The following is a 13,507-nucleotide window of genomic DNA, read 5'->3' on the forward strand; positions in this document are numbered from 1 at the left end:
TTCTGCTACTCCGGGCAATGGGCGGGCGCGGGCCTAGCGATGGGCCGGGCTCTGGGGCGGCAGGGTGGCCGTCACGATCAGGCCGCCGCCGTCGCGGGGACGCGCCGTGACCTCGCCGCCGTGCGCGAGGGCGATCGAGCGCACGATGGACAGCCCCAGCCCCGCGCTCTTGGCCGTGACCACGCGGTCGGGGCCGAGCCGGCGGAAGGGCTGGAACAGCGTCGGGATCTCGTACGACGGCACGGCGGGTCCGGTGTTGCTGACCTCCACCTCGACGCGGCCGTCATGCGCGATGCGACTGGTGGCCCGCACCCAGCCGGTGCCGTCGTCGATGTTGTGCCGGATCCCGTTCTCGACCAGGTTGTGCACCAGCCGTTCGAGCAGCAGCGCGTCCCCGCTGGTCGGCGCGGGCCCGGCCGCCTCCTCCAGGGTGACCTTCGACTCCGTGGCCTCGGCGGTGGCCTGCGCGACCACGTGGCTCACCACGTCGGCCAGATCCACGGGTGACCGATCGCCGATCTCGTGCTCGGCGCGGGCCAGGAGCAGCAGCCCGGAGATGAGCCGCTCGTGCCTGGCGTTGATCTCCAGCAGGCTCTCGCCGAGCTGCTTGACGTCGGCCGAGGCCGTACGGCGATGCATGGCCAGCTCCACCAGCGCGCGGTTCAGCGTCAGCGGGGTGCGCAGCTCGTGCGAGGCGTTGGCGACGAACCTGCGCTGCCCGTCGAAGGAGTGGTCCAGCCGTTCGACCATGGTGTCGAAGGTGTCGGCGAGCTCCTTGACCTCGTCGGCCGGGCCGTTCAGCGCGATCCGCTCGTGCAGGCCGCGTTCGGCGACCGGGGCGGCCGCGATCCGCCGCGCGGTCTCGGTCACCTGGCGCAGCGGCGTGAGCACCCGTCCGGCGATCACCCACCCCACCCCCGCCGCCGCGCAGCCGACCACGGCCAGCGCGATCGCGCCCTGGGTGAGTAGCGAGGTGGTTGCGGCGCCGCGCAGCAGGGTCTGCTGCTGCTTCATCCAGTTCATGGCCCTGTCGCCGTCCAGCGAGCCCGTGTCGCTGTCCAGCGAGCCGGGGCCTCCACCTCTGACGATGATGGATACCGTCTTTTGCTCGAGCTGCTGGTTGAACAGCAAGTATGTGACGCCGAGCAGCGTCAGTCCCGCGACGAAGAACAGCGTGCCATACACCAGGGTGAGCCGGCCGCGAAGTGTGGGAGCGGTCATGCGATCTGGTACCCCACTCCCGGCACGGTCTCCACGACCGGCGGCTCGCCGAGCTTGCGGCGCAGCTTGAGAATGGTCAGGCGGACCGCGCTGGTGAACGGGTCGGCGTGCTCGTCCCACGCCTTCTCCAGCAGGTGTTCGGCGGGCACCACGGCTCCAGCGGCGAGCAGCAGCTCGGCCAGCACGGCGAACTCCTTCTTCGACAGCGGCACATACCGGTCGTTCCTGAACACCTCCCGGCGCGCGGGATCGAGCGTGATCCCGGCGCGCCGCAGCACCGGCGGGGCCGCCGGACGCGAACGCCGCCCGAGCGCGAGGACGCGGGCCGCGAGCTCGGGGAAGGCGAACGGCTTGGCCAGGTAGTCGTCGGCGCCGAGGGAGAGTCCGGTCACCCGGTCGCCGATCTCGGCGGCGGCGGTGAGCATCAGCACCCGCGCGGTCGACTCGGACTCGACCAGCTCCCGGCAGACGTCGTCACCGTGCACGCGCGGCAGGTCACGATCCAGGACGACCACGTCGTAGTCGTTGACCGCGAGCCGCTCCAGCGCCGCCTCCCCGTCGTGCGCGGTGTCGACCGCGTGCGCCTCCTCGCGCAGCCACTCGGCTATCGCGTCGGCGAGCATGCGCTCGTCCTCGACCACCAGCACCCGCATCGCGCCCTCGTCCCCTTCGGCCATGTACTGGGGCGATCGTGCCGGGTGGGCTGTTTGTTCGGCGTTAGCACCCATGGAAACGCCGGGGAAACGGCGTGCGCTGTTGGCTTTCGTCTCGTACACCCGATCCGCAAGAAAGAGGAGACCATGAGACGACGAGGCATCCTGGCCGCGATCCCGCTCGCGCTGACGCTGGCCCTGGCGGGCTGCGGCGCGAACGACGCGGGCGGCTCCGACGTGGCGTCGGTGAGCACTGGCAAACCGGCCGCCGCCCCCAGCGCCTCGGCCAGCGTGGACCGGGCGGGGATGGGGCTCAAGTTCGCCCAGTGCATGCGCGAGAACGGCGTCCCCATGGACGACCCCGAGCCCGGCAAGGGGGTCCTGCTCAAGATGGACAAGAGCATTTCCCCGGAGACGGCGCAGAAGGCGCAGGAGGCCTGCAAGGAGTACGCGCCGACCGGCGGTGGACCGGACGGGAAGGCAGACCCCAAGAGGGCCGAGTCGATGCGTAAGTTCGCCCAGTGCATGCGGGACAACGGCGTCGAGTCCTTCCCCGACCCCGAGGGCGCCGGGCTGCGCGTCACCGGGGAAACGGGCAACGACCCTGACTTCAAGGCCGCGCAGGAGAAGTGTTCGAAGGAGTTCCTGCCCGAGATGGGCCAGGGCGGCTCCTGATGTCCACAGCCACCCTCGACGACAAGGCGGCGGCGGGCGGAGATCGCCCGCGCCGCCGCCGCGGCCGCGGCAGGCGGGTCGCGGGCCTGCTCGTCGCGCTCGCCGTCATCGGTACGGCCGGCGCGGCCGTGAACGGCATGGGCCTCCTGGGCGGCGACCGGGCGGCGGGAAAGACGGCCGGCGCCCTGCCGCCCGCCACCACCACGGTGACCCGGCAGACGCTGCTCGACACGCGGGAGGCCGACGGCGACCTGGGCTACGGACCGGCCACCACGGCGGTGAGCAGGAAGCCGGGCACGGTCACCTGGCTGCCGGACAGCGGTGACACGGTCGGCAGGGGCAAGTCCCTGTACCGGCTCGACGCCAAGCCGGTGGTGCTGATGTACGGCACCACGCCGGCCTACCGCGACCTGCGGATCGGCACCGAGGGCAAGGACGTCGAGCAGCTCGAACGCAACCTCAAGGCCCTCGGCTACGACGGCTTCACCGTGGACGACGAGTACACCGATTCCACGGCCGACGCGGTCAGGCAGTGGCAGGAGGACCGCGACCTCGACGAGACCGGCGTCGTCGAGCTGGGCCGGGTCGTCTTCGCCGCCGGCAAGGTACGCGTGGACAGTCTGGAGGCCGAGGCCGGCCAGCCCACCGCGCCGGGCCAGAAGGTGCTCTCCTACACCGGCACCGACAAGGTGATCACCGTCAAGCTGGAGACGGAGGACCAGCGGGTGGCGAAGAAGGGCGCCAAGGCGTCGGTCACGCTGCCCGACGGCAAGACCGTGTCCGGCAAGGTCACCGAGGTCGCCACCGTCATCGAACCGGGCGACGGGCAGGGCGCGGAGCCCGAGACGCGGGTGGAGGCGCTCGTCTCCCTCGGTAAGCAGCGGGCCGCCAAGGGGCTCGACCAGGCCGCGGTGGACGTGACCTTCACGGCGTCGAAGCGCAAGAACGTGCTGACCGTGCCGATCGCCGCGCTCGTGGCACTCCAGGAGGGCGGGTACGGCGTGGAGGTCGTCGAAGGCAGCAAGTCCCGATATATCGGCGTAAAGACGGGTCTGTTCTCCGGCGGCCGGGTCGAGATCTCCGGCGACGGCCTCACCGAGGGCATGAGCGTCGGGATACCGCGATGATGGCCTTCTCGCCGACCTCTTCTACGCCGACCTCTTCTACGCCGACCTCTTCTACGCCGACCTCTTCTTCGCCGACCTCTTCTTCGTCGACCTCCTTTCCGATGATCTCCCTCACGGATGTCACCCGCTCCTATCCCGGCGGCGTCACCGCCCTGGACAAGGTCTCCCTGGAGATCGAGCGCGGCGAGCTCGTCGCGATCGTCGGCCCGTCGGGCTCGGGCAAGTCGACGATGCTCAACGTCGTCGGCACGCTCGACCGCCCGTCCTCAGGAACCGTCCGCATCGACGGCTACGACGTGGCGAAACTGTCGGACGGCCGGCTCTCCGCGCTGCGGGCCACCCGCATCGGATTCGTCTTCCAGCACTTCCACCTCGCCGCCAAGATCCCGGCGATCGACAACGTGGCCGACGGCCTCGTCTACACCGGCATCGGGCGCGCCGAGCGGCGGCGGCGGGCCGCGACCGCGCTGGAGCGGGTCGGGCTCGGCCACCGCCTCGACCACGAGCCGCACGAGCTGTCCGGCGGCGAGCGGCAGCGCGTGGCCATCGCCAGGGCCGTGGCGGGTGATCCCCCGCTCCTGCTGGCCGACGAGCCGACCGGCGCCCTGGACTCCGTCTCGGGCGCCGGGGTGATGGACCTGCTGCACGACCTGAACGCGGCCGGCACCACCATCGTGATCATCACGCACGACCGGGAGATCGCCGCGAGCCTGCCCCGGCAGGTACGGATGCGCGACGGCCAGATCGTCGCCGACTCCGCGGCCGAAGCGAGGGTGGCCTGATGGCGGCCGTCGTCGAGCACGCCGGACTGCCGAAGCTCACCCCGGCCAGGATGCGGTCGGGCGATGTGCTGCGGGTCGGCGCCGTCGGCCTGCGGACCCGCCCGCTGCGGGCCTTCCTGTCCGCGCTCGGCATCGCCATCGGCATCGCGGCGATGATCGGCGTGGTCGGCATCTCGTCCTCGTCGGGCGCCGAGCTCGACCGTACGCTCTCGGCTCTCGGCACCAACCTGCTCACCGTCTCCTCCGGGCAGACGCTGATGGGCGAGCCGGCCAAGATGCCGGTCGAGGCGGAGGCGATGATCGAGCGGATCGGCCCGGTCGAAGCCGTCTCGGCGGCCGGGAAGGTCGGCGACGCCAAGGTCTACCGGTCGGAGGAGGTGCCCAAGGCGCAGACCAACGGCATCAACACCTACGCCGCCCGGCTCGACCTGCCGGCCACGGTGGGCGCGACGCTGCGCAGCGGCACCTGGCTCAACGCGGCCACCCAGCGCTACCCGGCCGCGGTGCTCGGGTCGAGCGCGGCCCAGCGACTCGGGGTGGGCGCGGCTGGGCCGGACACGCAGGTGGTCGTGGGCGGCAAGCGGTTCACGGTCGTCGGCGTACTCGACCCGGTGCCGCTCGCCGACGAGCTGGACACCGCGGTGCTGGTCGGCTGGCCCGTCGCGGAGGCGGAGCTGGACTTCGACGGGTACCCGACGACCCTCTACACCCGCGCGGAGGAGGCCCGCCTGGAGACCGTCCGCTCGGTGCTCGCGGGCACGGCCAACCCGGAGGCACCCAACGAGGTCGACGTCTCGCGGCCGTCCGACGCGCTGGCCGCCAAGCAGGCGACCAGCCAGGCGTTCACCGGGCTGCTGCTGGGCGTCGGCGCGGTCGCGCTGCTGGTCGGCGGGGTCGGGGTGGCCAACACCATGGTCATCTCGGTGCTCGAACGGCGCTCGGAGATCGGCCTGCGCCGCTCGCTCGGCGCGACGCGCGGGCAGATCCGCACGCAGTTCCTCGCCGAGTCGCTGCTGCTCTCGGCGCTCGGCGGGGCGGGCGGGGTGCTCCTCGGCACCGGCGTCACCATGGGGTACGCGCTGTACCAGGGGTGGCCCGCGGTGATCCCCGCGTGGGCGACGACCGGCGGGCTCGCGGCCACTCTGGCCATCGGCGCCGTCGCCGGACTTTACCCGGCGATCCGCGCCTCCCGCCTCTCCCCGACCGAGGCACTCGCCACACCCTGACCCGCCCGCCCTGACCCGCCCGGCGCGGGCAGTCCGGCGCGGGCAGTCCGGCGCGGGTCAGCTCGGCGCGGGTCCGCTGCGTGGGTCAGCGCTGCGTGGGTCAGCGCTGCGTGGGCAGTCCGGCGGCGAGGGCGGCGAGCATGCGCCTCATCGTGGGCTGGAACGGCAGGCAGCGGGCGGCGAGGTCGGGGTCCTGGGCGTAGAGCTCCCGCAGGGCGGGCGGCGGGTTCGCCATCGGGAAGAGCGTGCCCGCCAGCGCGGCGGCCGCGCCGGCCAGCTCGACCCCCTCGCCGGTGGTCAGGCCGGGGTAGGCCAGGGCGACGCGCGCTCCCAGGTCGTCGACCGCGCCCAGCATGGCGCGCTTGAAGGCACGGGCCGCCGGGACCGAGATGTTGTGCTCCAGCGTGATCGAGACGTGGCCCAGCAGGTCGCAGAAGAGCGGCCGCTCGGTCAAGGTGTCGACCAGCGCGGCGATCACGTCGTCAGGACCGGCGGCCGTGGCGAGCCGGGCGACGACCTCGTCCGACCAGTCGAGCCACTCCTCGACGGTGAGTTCGAGGTAGATCTCCTCCCGGGTCCCGAAATATCGCGCCACGTTGGACTTCGCCAGTCCGACCGCCGACGCGACACCACCCAAGCTGACATTGCGCACCCCAACTTCGGAGGCAAGCCGACGAGCGGCGGCGAGGATCTCCTCGCGCCGCTGCTGCTTGTGCTCCGGGCGCCTGGCCCGGAGAAACGCCGATCGCGTCATGGTTGAGCCAAGCATACGAGCAAGATAAGGAAACACCGTCCTCTTGTTAAGATTACACCGTCCTGTTAACGTCGCCCACAAATGACGCGCATCATCCCGGAGGGCAATGTGGTCACGCTGCGTATGCGGGTGAACGGCGTAACCCGTTCGCTCGAACTCGAACCATGGGTCAGCCTGCTGGACGCGCTACGCGAGCGTCTTGGCCTGACCGGTACGAAGAAGGGGTGCGACCAGGGCGCCTGCGGTGCCTGCACGGTGCTGGTCGACGGCGAGCGGATCAACGCCTGTCTGGCCCTCGCGGTGCAGTACGAGGACCGCGACATCACCACCATCGAGGGGATCACGCACCCGATCCAGCAGGCGTTCATCGAACACGACGGTTTCCAGTGCGGTTACTGCACCTCCGGCCAGATCTGCTCGGCGATCGGCATGCTGGCCGAGCACGGGGCGGGGATGCCCAGCGCGGTCACCGAGCCCGGCGCCTCCGGGCTGTCGGAGGCCGAGATCAGGGAGCGCATGAGCGGCAACCTGTGCCGCTGCGGCGCGTACAACGGGATCGTCGACGCCATCAAGGAAGTGGCGCGATGAAGCCGTTCGCGTACGTCAGCGCGCCCGACGTGGCGACGGCCGTCCGCGCGATCGCGACGGAGCCCAACGCGAAGTTCCTCGGCGGCGGGACGAACCTTGTCGACCTGATGCGCGAGGACATCGAGCGGCCCGACACGGTGGTCGACATCACCCGGCTGCCGCTGACCGAGATCGAGGAGCTGCCCGGCGGCGGCGTGCGCATAGGAGCGCTGGTGCGCAACAGCCACCTGGCCGCCCACCGGCTGATCAGGAGCCGCTATCCGCTGCTGTCGGAGGCGCTGCTCGCGGGCGCGTCGGCGCAGCTGCGCAACATGGCCACGGTGGGCGGCAACCTGCTGCAGCGCACCCGGTGCCCCTACTTCTACGACGGCGCGTCGGCCTGCAACAAGCGCGTGCCCGGCAGCGGCTGCGACGCGATCGGCGGCTTCAACCGCAACCACGCGATCCTCGGCACGAGCGACGACTGCATCGCCACGCACCCCTCGGACATGTGCGTCGCGCTCGCCGCGCTCGACGCCACCGTGGAGGTGGAGAGCGTACGCGGCCTGCGACGCGTGCCGCTGGCCGACTTCCACCGGTTGCCCGGCGGCACGCCGCACCTGGAGACGGCGCTGGAGCCCGACGAGCTGGTCACCGCGGTCGAGGTGCCGGAGCTGACGGCGCCCTCGTGCTATCGCAAGGTGCGCGACCGGGCCTCGTACGCGTTCGCCCTGGTGTCGGTCGCGGCGGCGCTGGAGGTCACGGACGGGGTCGTGTCGGACGTACGGCTGGCGCTCGGCGGCGTGGCGGCCAAGCCGTGGCGGGCCCGCCAGGCCGAGACGCTCCTGCTCGGTGCCCCGGCCACCGAGGAGTCGTTCCGCCGGGCGGCCGAGGCGGAGCTGGAGCCGGCGGTCGGCCGGCCGGACAACGCCTTCAAGATCGAGCTGGCCCGACGGACGATCGTGGCTACACTGCGGCGGCTCAACGACGGGAGCCTGGCATGACCACCACCACCAGCGAGACGCAGAGCCCGCCGCGCGAGCGGGCGGTGGGCCGGGGCATCGACCGGGTCGACGGCCCGGAGAAGACGACGGGCAAGGCCCGGTTCGCGGCCGAGTTCCCGTATCCGGACCTCGCCTACGCCGCCCTGGTGCATGCGACGGTCGCCCGCGGCCGGATCACCGGCATCGACGTCAAGGCGGCCGAGGCGGTGACGGGCGTCCTGTCGGTGCTCACCCATCTGAACGCGCCCGTGCTGAAGCCGGCGCGCGCGCGGAGCATGCTCGACCTGAGCACGATGGTCTCCGCGACCTCGGTCAACTACCTCAACACCGACGAGGTGCACTGGGACGGACAGCCGGTGGCGGTCGTCGTCGCGGAGAGCCTGGAGGCGGCGCGGCACGGCGCGAGCCTGGTCGAGGTGACCTACCAGGAGTTCCCGGCCGTGGTGGACTTCGCCGCGGAGGAGGCGAACGCCAAGCCGCAGCCGAACAGCATCATGGGGCCGGGCAGCGCCAAGAAGGGCGACGCGGAGGCGGCCCTGGCGGTGGCGCCGGTGTCGGTGGACCTGCGCTTCACCACCCCGCCCGTCAACCACAACGCGATCGAGCCGCACGCGACCACGGCCGTCTGGGACGGCGACCGGCTGACCGTGCACGAGGGCAGCCAGGCCATCTCCTGGATGCGCAAGCACCTCGCGTACAGGTTCGGCATCCCCGAGCGGAACGTACGCATGACCTCTCCCTACGTCGGCGGCGGCTTCGGCGGCAAGGGCTCGGTCTGGCCGGGCACGATCCTGGCCGCGCTGGCCGCCCGGGCGACCGGCAGAGCAGTGCGGATGATGCTGACCAGGGAGGGCGTCTACCGTACGGTCGGCGGGCGCACACCCTCGATCCAGCGCGTCGCACTCGGCGCCGGACAGGACGGCAGACTGACCGCGCTGATCCACACCAGCATCACCAGGACCGGAAAGGCGGGCGGCAACTCCGAGTCAGTGACTGAGGCGGCCCGGCACCTCTACGACGCCGAGAACATCCTCATCCAGCAGAACCTCGTCGAGATGGACCTGCTCCCCAACACGTTCATGCGCGCGCCCGGCGTGTCCATCGGCACGTTCGCGCTGGAGGCGGCGATCGACGAGCTGGCCGGCGAGCTCGGCGTCGACCCGGTCGAGCTGCGGATGCGCAACGAGCCGGAGCGCAACCCGCTCGATGGCAAGCGCTTCGCGCACCGGATGCTGCGCGAGGCGTACGCGCTGGGCGCCGAGCGGTTCGGCTGGGCCGAGCGCACGCCGGAGCCCGGCTCGATGCGCGACGGCAGGTGGCTCGTCGGTATGGGGGTGGCCACGGCTTACCACTCGTCGGTGCAGTTCACGGCCAACGTGACCGTGCGGCTCTCGGCCGATGGCACGGTCGTGGTGCGCTGCGGCTTCCAGGAGATGGGCATGGGCGGCGCGACCGTACAGGCGCAGATCGCCGCCGACGAGCTGGGTGTGCCGTTCGAGGCGGTCCGGGTGGAGTACGGCGATTCCGACCTGCCGACCGGGCCGATGGCGGGCGGTTCCGCGCAGACCGCGAGCATCGCGGCCAGCCTGCTGTCGGCCTGCGAGAAGCTGAAGGGGTCGGTGCTGGCTCTGGCCCGGCGCTCCGGCGACTCGCCGTTGCGCGGGCAGCGGCTCGCCGCGGTCGAGGCCAGGGACGGCGGGCTCTACCGGCGCGACCGGCCGGGCGCCGGCGAGAGCTACGAGGCCATCCTGTCCAGGGCGGGCCGGCCGTCCGTCGAGGCGGCGATCGGCGCCGAATCGGGCCTCGGCGCGCTGGCCGGGCAGGTGAGGTTCATGGCGAAGTTCGTCAACGACCAGCGGCGCTGGGTCAAGGCCGCGAGCGGCGCCCAGTTCTGCGAGGTACGCGTCGATCCGGACACCGGCGAAGTGCGGGTGTCACGCTGGCTCGGCGTGTTCGACGTGGGCCGGGTGATCAACGCGAAGACGGCGGCCAGCCAGCTCCGGGGCGGCATCGTGATGGGGATCGGCATGGCGCTGTCGGAGGAGACGCTCGTCGACCCGCGCAACGGGCGCGTCATGAACCCGGGGCTGGGCGACTACCACGTCCCGGTGCACGCCGACATCCCGCCGATCGACATCCTCTACCTGGACGAGCCCGACCCGACCATGCCCCTGGGCCTGCTCGGCATCGGCGAGGTGAGCATCACGGGCGTCGCGGGCGCCATCGCGAACGCCGTGCACCACGCCACCGGCAGGCGCGTCCACGACCTGCCGATCACCCTGGACAAGCTGCTCTGATCGATACCCCCTCCGGGGGGAGCGGAAGAAGCCGAACCGGAGGGAATCACTGACCGGCCAGGCCGGCGTGGGCGACGCCCCGGATGATCTGGCGCTGGAAGAGGACGAAGACCACCAGCAGCGGCAACCCGGCGAGCACCACACTGGCCATGATCTGCGCGTACCGGAGCCCGAACGTGCCCTGCACCACGTTGGCCAGGCCGACCGGGAGCGTCATCGTGTTGGGGTCGGTCGAGACCAGGAACGGCCAGAGGAAGTTGTTCCACGTCGTGATGAACGTGAAGATCGACACGGCCGCGAGCACCGGGCGCGACAACGGCAGGACGATCGTGAAGAACACCCGCCAGCGCCCGGCCCCGTCCACGAAGGCCGCCTGCTCCAGCTCCAGCGGCACGTCCTGGAAGAACTTGTAGAGGATGTACACGATCAGCGGCGCCGCCACCTGCGGCAGGATGATCGACCACCAGGTGTCGACCAGCCCGAGCGAGACCATCTCCGCGAACAGCGGCGCCATGAGCACCTGCGGCGGCACCATGATCCCGGCCAGGATGACCGCCAGGAGCACCCGCTGGCCGCGGAACTGCGTGCGCGCGAAGCCGTAGGCGGCCATCGCCGAGAACAGCACGGTCATGAAGGTGACGACGACCGCGGTGACCGTCGAGTTGATCGCCCACTTGACGATGCCGCCGGTGGCCAGCACCAGCCGGTAGGCGTCCAGGGTGAGCTCGCTGCCGAACCACTGCAGGGGCAGCTTGGTGGTCTCGCTCTCAGGCTTCAGCGAGGTGGCGACGGCCCAGGCGAGGGGCGCGAGCCAGACGATGGCGAGCGCCGCCGCGATCACCAGCAGGATGATCTGGGAGGGGCTGAACCGCTTGGTCATGACAGGGCCTCCTCGCGCTTGCGGAGCAGCCGGAGCTGGCCCAGCGACACGATGACGATCAGGACGAAGAGGATGTAGGTGATGGCCGACGCGTAGCCGATGCGGTAGCCGGAGAAGCCGACCTCGTAGGCGTACTCGATGATCGGCCGGGTGGCCTCCTCGGGGCCGCCGTTCGTCATCAGGTAGATCTGGTCGAAGACCTTCAGCGACGCGAGGAGTTGCAGGATCACGATGAGCCCGGTCGTCCGGCCGAGCAGCGGCAGTGTGATCGAGCGCAGCTTGGTCCAGGCCGTCGCGCCGTCGATCGCGGCGGCGTCGTACAGGTGCTGGGGGATCGACTGCAGGGCGGCGAGATAGAGCAGGAAGTTGAAGCCGACCGTCCACCAGACGGTGGTCAGCACCATCGACCACATCGCCACGCTCGGGTTGCCCAGCCAGAGGACGTCGGTGCCCAGAGTGCCGTTGAGCAGGCCGTACTCGGGCGGATAGATCATCTGCAGCCAGAGCACCGCGACCACGGCAGACGGCAGCAGGAACGGCCCGAAGAACGACAGCCGCCACAGCCACTGCAGGAAGCGCAGGTTGTGCACCAGCAGGGCGAATCCCAGGCCAAGCAGCACCAGCGGGATCGTGCTCAGCACGGTGAACACCACGGTGTTCCACAGCGAGTGCCACATCCTGGGGTCGGCGAACGCCTCGGCGTAGTTGGCGAACCCGACGAACTCGTTGTTGCCGCCCGCGATGTTGACACTCGACAGACTCATGCGGAGGCCGAGCACGGTCGGCCACACCAGGAAGGCGGCATAGATCACCAGGAAGGGCGCGACGAACAGCATTCCGTGCTGGGTCCAGCGGCGCCGTACCTGGATGTGGGCGACGGGAGCGGTGGTGACGGGAGCGGCGGCGGTGGTGGCCATCATCCCTCCTTGGCGGGGAAGGGGTCGGGGGCTGACATGAGCCGGCGCAGCGCCTGCTTGGCCGTCTCCAGGCCCTGCTCGGGCGTCCGCGCCCCGCTGATGACCGGCGAGAACGCGCCGCCGAACTCGATCCACAGCCGCGACGCGGACCCGGCGAACCACACCTTCGGGTCCAGGGCCACCTCGGTGATCACTGAGCGGTACTCCGACTGCGGCCGCAGCGCGAGGTAGGCGGGCTCCTCCAGTGCGGGCAGGTAGGCGGGCACGTGCCCGGCCACCGCCCAGTCGGCACTGTGCTTGACCAGGTAGGCGATGAACCGGTAGGTCGCCGCCTCGGTCTCCGGGTCCCGGCTGCGCTGGTGCGGCAGCACGAACGAGTGGCAGTCGGCCTGGGCCGCGCCGCTGCCGAAGACGCTGGGGAAGCGGGCCATGCTGAACGGCGTCTTGCGTTCCTTCAGCCCGGTCGTCTCCCAGTCGCCGTTCCACAGGAAGGCCGCCAGGCCGTTGGTGAAGGCGGCCACGGACGCGCCGTAGTCGGTCTTGGGGTTGCAGAGCCCCTCCTGGCCGAGCTGGCGCATGAACCGCAGCGCGGTCAGCGCCTTGGTGTCGTCGAGGGTGATCCGGGTGCCGTCGTCCGACACCAGCGTGCCGCCGCTCTGCGCGTACAGGGACTCCCACACCCGCCACGGGCCCACCGTGCCGAGGCCGAGCGCGTCGAAGACCAGCGGCGGCTTGCCGCCGAGCGCGTCCTTGGCCTTGCGCAGCATGGCCAGCAGTTCGTCGGTCCCGGTGGTCGGCTTCAGCTTGCCGTCGTCGCCGAGCAGGCCGGCGCGGCGGGAGAGGTCGGTGTTGTAGTACTGGACCATGGGATGGGCGTCGAACGGCACGGCGTACAGCTGGCCGTCGATGTGGGCGCGTTCCCAGATGGGCGGGCTGAAGTCGGCGGCCCGCAGGCCATTCTTGGCGAGCAGGTCGACGTCGATCGGATCAAGGATGCGGCCGACGCCGATGCCGGACAGGCGGGCCAGGTGGAACGTGGCCAGGTCGGGCGAGCGCCCGCCCGCTCCGGCCATCGCGATCTTCGTGTAGTACGGCTCGCCCCACGCGAGCACGTTCTCCTCGACGAAGACGTCGGGGTTGGCCTTGGCGAACGCGCCGACCATCCGGTTCATGATGATGCCGTCGCTCGCGCCGAGGAAGTGCCAGTAGCGGACCCGCCGCTGGGCCGAGCCCAGGCCGACGGGGATCGCACAGCCGGCCGCGCCGGCACCGAGAAGAGCGAGGCCGCCACCGAGGAGGTGACGGCGGGAGACGGGTGAAGGACCTTCCATGAGCGGCCTCTTTTCGGGTTACCCGAGTGTTTGCGGTAACACGTGAGCTGTCAAGAGCCTTGACCGGACCTAT

Annotated in this window: 14 protein-coding genes; 7 read left to right on the plus strand and 7 right to left on the minus strand. The window is 71.1% G+C overall.

Annotation, left to right across the window (positions count from 1 at the left end; genetic code table 11):
* Positions 1 to 33 precede the first annotated feature (33 nt).
* Both AB0H88_RS50370 and AB0H88_RS50375 read right to left on the minus strand, forming a co-directional pair.
* Positions 34 to 1,221, minus strand: coding sequence for a HAMP domain-containing sensor histidine kinase (locus tag AB0H88_RS50370; RefSeq protein ID WP_357657072.1), 1,188 nt, complete (start codon positions 1,219 to 1,221; stop codon positions 34 to 36).
* Entirely contained in the window at positions 1,218 to 1,874 is a 657-nt protein-coding gene (locus tag AB0H88_RS50375) for a response regulator transcription factor (RefSeq protein ID WP_357657158.1), read from the minus strand. Before AB0H88_RS50375 ends, AB0H88_RS50370 begins: the two co-directional genes overlap by 4 nt.
* Positions 1,875 to 2,021: 147 nt before the next feature.
* Here AB0H88_RS50375 and AB0H88_RS50380 point away from each other — a divergent pair, with 147 nt between their 5' ends.
* A complete protein-coding gene (locus AB0H88_RS50380; protein WP_357657075.1) occupies positions 2,022 to 2,549 on the plus strand; it encodes a hypothetical protein in 528 nt (175 codons plus the stop codon).
* The gene (locus AB0H88_RS50385; protein WP_357657077.1) at positions 2,549 to 3,676 is read left to right on the plus strand and encodes a peptidoglycan-binding protein; all 1,128 of its coding nucleotides are present in this window, start codon (positions 2,549 to 2,551) and stop codon (positions 3,674 to 3,676) included. The genes AB0H88_RS50380 and AB0H88_RS50385 overlap by 1 nt, the downstream gene beginning before the upstream one ends.
* Here the strand turns inward: AB0H88_RS50385 and AB0H88_RS50390 are convergent.
* Positions 3,642 to 3,791: a hypothetical protein gene (locus tag AB0H88_RS50390; RefSeq protein WP_357657079.1), complete on the minus strand. Its 150-nt coding sequence runs from the start codon at positions 3,789 to 3,791 to the stop codon at positions 3,642 to 3,644. The two genes, AB0H88_RS50385 and AB0H88_RS50390, sit on opposite strands and share 35 nt — an antisense overlap.
* Between AB0H88_RS50390 and AB0H88_RS50395 the strand changes: the two genes are divergently transcribed.
* Together AB0H88_RS50395 and AB0H88_RS50400 are read left to right on the plus strand one after the other, a co-directional pair.
* Positions 3,778 to 4,458, plus strand: coding sequence for an ABC transporter ATP-binding protein (locus AB0H88_RS50395; RefSeq protein WP_357657082.1), 681 nt, complete (start codon positions 3,778 to 3,780; stop codon positions 4,456 to 4,458). The genes AB0H88_RS50390 and AB0H88_RS50395 overlap by 14 nt on opposite strands.
* Positions 4,458 to 5,684 (plus strand): ABC transporter permease, encoded by a 1,227-nt coding sequence (locus AB0H88_RS50400; protein ID WP_357657084.1) that lies wholly within the window; start codon positions 4,458 to 4,460, stop codon positions 5,682 to 5,684. The genes AB0H88_RS50395 and AB0H88_RS50400 overlap by 1 nt, the downstream gene beginning before the upstream one ends.
* Positions 5,685 to 5,784: 100 nt before the next feature.
* Here the strand turns inward: AB0H88_RS50400 and AB0H88_RS50405 are convergent, their stop codons facing one another.
* Complete coding sequence (locus AB0H88_RS50405; RefSeq protein WP_357657086.1) at positions 5,785 to 6,438, minus strand: TetR family transcriptional regulator; 654 nt, start codon at positions 6,436 to 6,438, stop codon at positions 5,785 to 5,787.
* An 81-nt stretch (positions 6,439 to 6,519) separates the two neighbouring features.
* On the opposite strand from AB0H88_RS50405, the gene AB0H88_RS50410 reads away from it, so the two are divergent.
* The 3 genes from AB0H88_RS50410 to AB0H88_RS50420 are packed head-to-tail and all read left to right on the plus strand — an operon-like array spanning position 6,520 to position 10,306.
* Positions 6,520 to 7,026, plus strand: a complete 507-nt coding sequence (locus tag AB0H88_RS50410; protein WP_357657088.1) for a 2Fe-2S iron-sulfur cluster-binding protein — start codon at positions 6,520 to 6,522, stop codon at positions 7,024 to 7,026.
* Positions 7,023 to 8,009 (plus strand): xanthine dehydrogenase family protein subunit M, encoded by a 987-nt coding sequence (locus AB0H88_RS50415; protein WP_357657090.1) that lies wholly within the window; start codon positions 7,023 to 7,025, stop codon positions 8,007 to 8,009. The genes AB0H88_RS50410 and AB0H88_RS50415 overlap by 4 nt, the downstream gene beginning before the upstream one ends.
* A complete protein-coding gene (locus AB0H88_RS50420) occupies positions 8,006 to 10,306 on the plus strand; it encodes a xanthine dehydrogenase family protein molybdopterin-binding subunit (protein ID WP_357657092.1) in 2,301 nt (766 codons plus the stop codon). The genes AB0H88_RS50415 and AB0H88_RS50420 overlap by 4 nt, the downstream gene beginning before the upstream one ends.
* A gap of 46 nt (positions 10,307 to 10,352) precedes the next feature.
* On the opposite strand, the gene AB0H88_RS50425 is transcribed toward AB0H88_RS50420, so the two are convergent.
* The 3 genes from AB0H88_RS50425 to AB0H88_RS50435 are packed head-to-tail and all read right to left on the minus strand — an operon-like array spanning position 10,353 to position 13,434.
* Positions 10,353 to 11,186 (minus strand): carbohydrate ABC transporter permease, encoded by an 834-nt coding sequence (locus AB0H88_RS50425; protein WP_357657094.1) that lies wholly within the window; start codon positions 11,184 to 11,186, stop codon positions 10,353 to 10,355.
* Positions 11,183 to 12,106, minus strand: a complete 924-nt coding sequence (locus AB0H88_RS50430) for a sugar ABC transporter permease (RefSeq protein WP_357657095.1) — start codon at positions 12,104 to 12,106, stop codon at positions 11,183 to 11,185. The genes AB0H88_RS50425 and AB0H88_RS50430 overlap by 4 nt, the downstream gene beginning before the upstream one ends.
* Positions 12,103 to 13,434: an extracellular solute-binding protein gene (locus AB0H88_RS50435; RefSeq protein WP_357657096.1), complete on the minus strand. Its 1,332-nt coding sequence runs from the start codon at positions 13,432 to 13,434 to the stop codon at positions 12,103 to 12,105. The genes AB0H88_RS50430 and AB0H88_RS50435 overlap by 4 nt, the downstream gene beginning before the upstream one ends.
* Between the last annotated feature and the right edge of the window lie 73 nt (positions 13,435 to 13,507).

The organism is Nonomuraea sp. NPDC050680 (assembly GCF_040654555.1).
GTDB lineage: Bacteria > Actinomycetota > Actinomycetes > Streptosporangiales > Streptosporangiaceae > Nonomuraea.

Excerpts from the sequence above, each read along its gene's own strand:
- AB0H88_RS50370 (WP_357657072.1), bottom strand. The coding sequence starts at position 1,221 with ATGACCGCTCCCACACTTCGCGGCCGGCTCACCCTGGTGTATGGCACG.
- AB0H88_RS50375 (WP_357657158.1), bottom strand. The coding sequence starts at position 1,874 with ATGCGGGTGCTGGTGGTCGAGGACGAGCGCATGCTCGCCGACGCGATA.
- AB0H88_RS50380 (WP_357657075.1), top strand. The coding sequence starts at position 2,022 with ATGAGACGACGAGGCATCCTGGCCGCGATCCCGCTCGCGCTGACGCTG.
- AB0H88_RS50385 (WP_357657077.1), top strand. The coding sequence starts at position 2,549 with ATGTCCACAGCCACCCTCGACGACAAGGCGGCGGCGGGCGGAGATCGC.
- AB0H88_RS50395 (WP_357657082.1), top strand. The coding sequence starts at position 3,778 with ATGATCTCCCTCACGGATGTCACCCGCTCCTATCCCGGCGGCGTCACC.
- AB0H88_RS50400 (WP_357657084.1), top strand. The coding sequence starts at position 4,458 with ATGGCGGCCGTCGTCGAGCACGCCGGACTGCCGAAGCTCACCCCGGCC.
- AB0H88_RS50405 (WP_357657086.1), bottom strand. The coding sequence starts at position 6,438 with ATGACGCGATCGGCGTTTCTCCGGGCCAGGCGCCCGGAGCACAAGCAG.
- AB0H88_RS50410 (WP_357657088.1), top strand. The coding sequence starts at position 6,520 with ATGACGCGCATCATCCCGGAGGGCAATGTGGTCACGCTGCGTATGCGG.
- AB0H88_RS50415 (WP_357657090.1), top strand. The coding sequence starts at position 7,023 with ATGAAGCCGTTCGCGTACGTCAGCGCGCCCGACGTGGCGACGGCCGTC.
- AB0H88_RS50420 (WP_357657092.1), top strand. The coding sequence starts at position 8,006 with ATGACCACCACCACCAGCGAGACGCAGAGCCCGCCGCGCGAGCGGGCG.
- AB0H88_RS50425 (WP_357657094.1), bottom strand. The coding sequence starts at position 11,186 with ATGACCAAGCGGTTCAGCCCCTCCCAGATCATCCTGCTGGTGATCGCG.
- AB0H88_RS50430 (WP_357657095.1), bottom strand. The coding sequence starts at position 12,106 with ATGATGGCCACCACCGCCGCCGCTCCCGTCACCACCGCTCCCGTCGCC.
- AB0H88_RS50435 (WP_357657096.1), bottom strand. The coding sequence starts at position 13,434 with ATGGAAGGTCCTTCACCCGTCTCCCGCCGTCACCTCCTCGGTGGCGGC.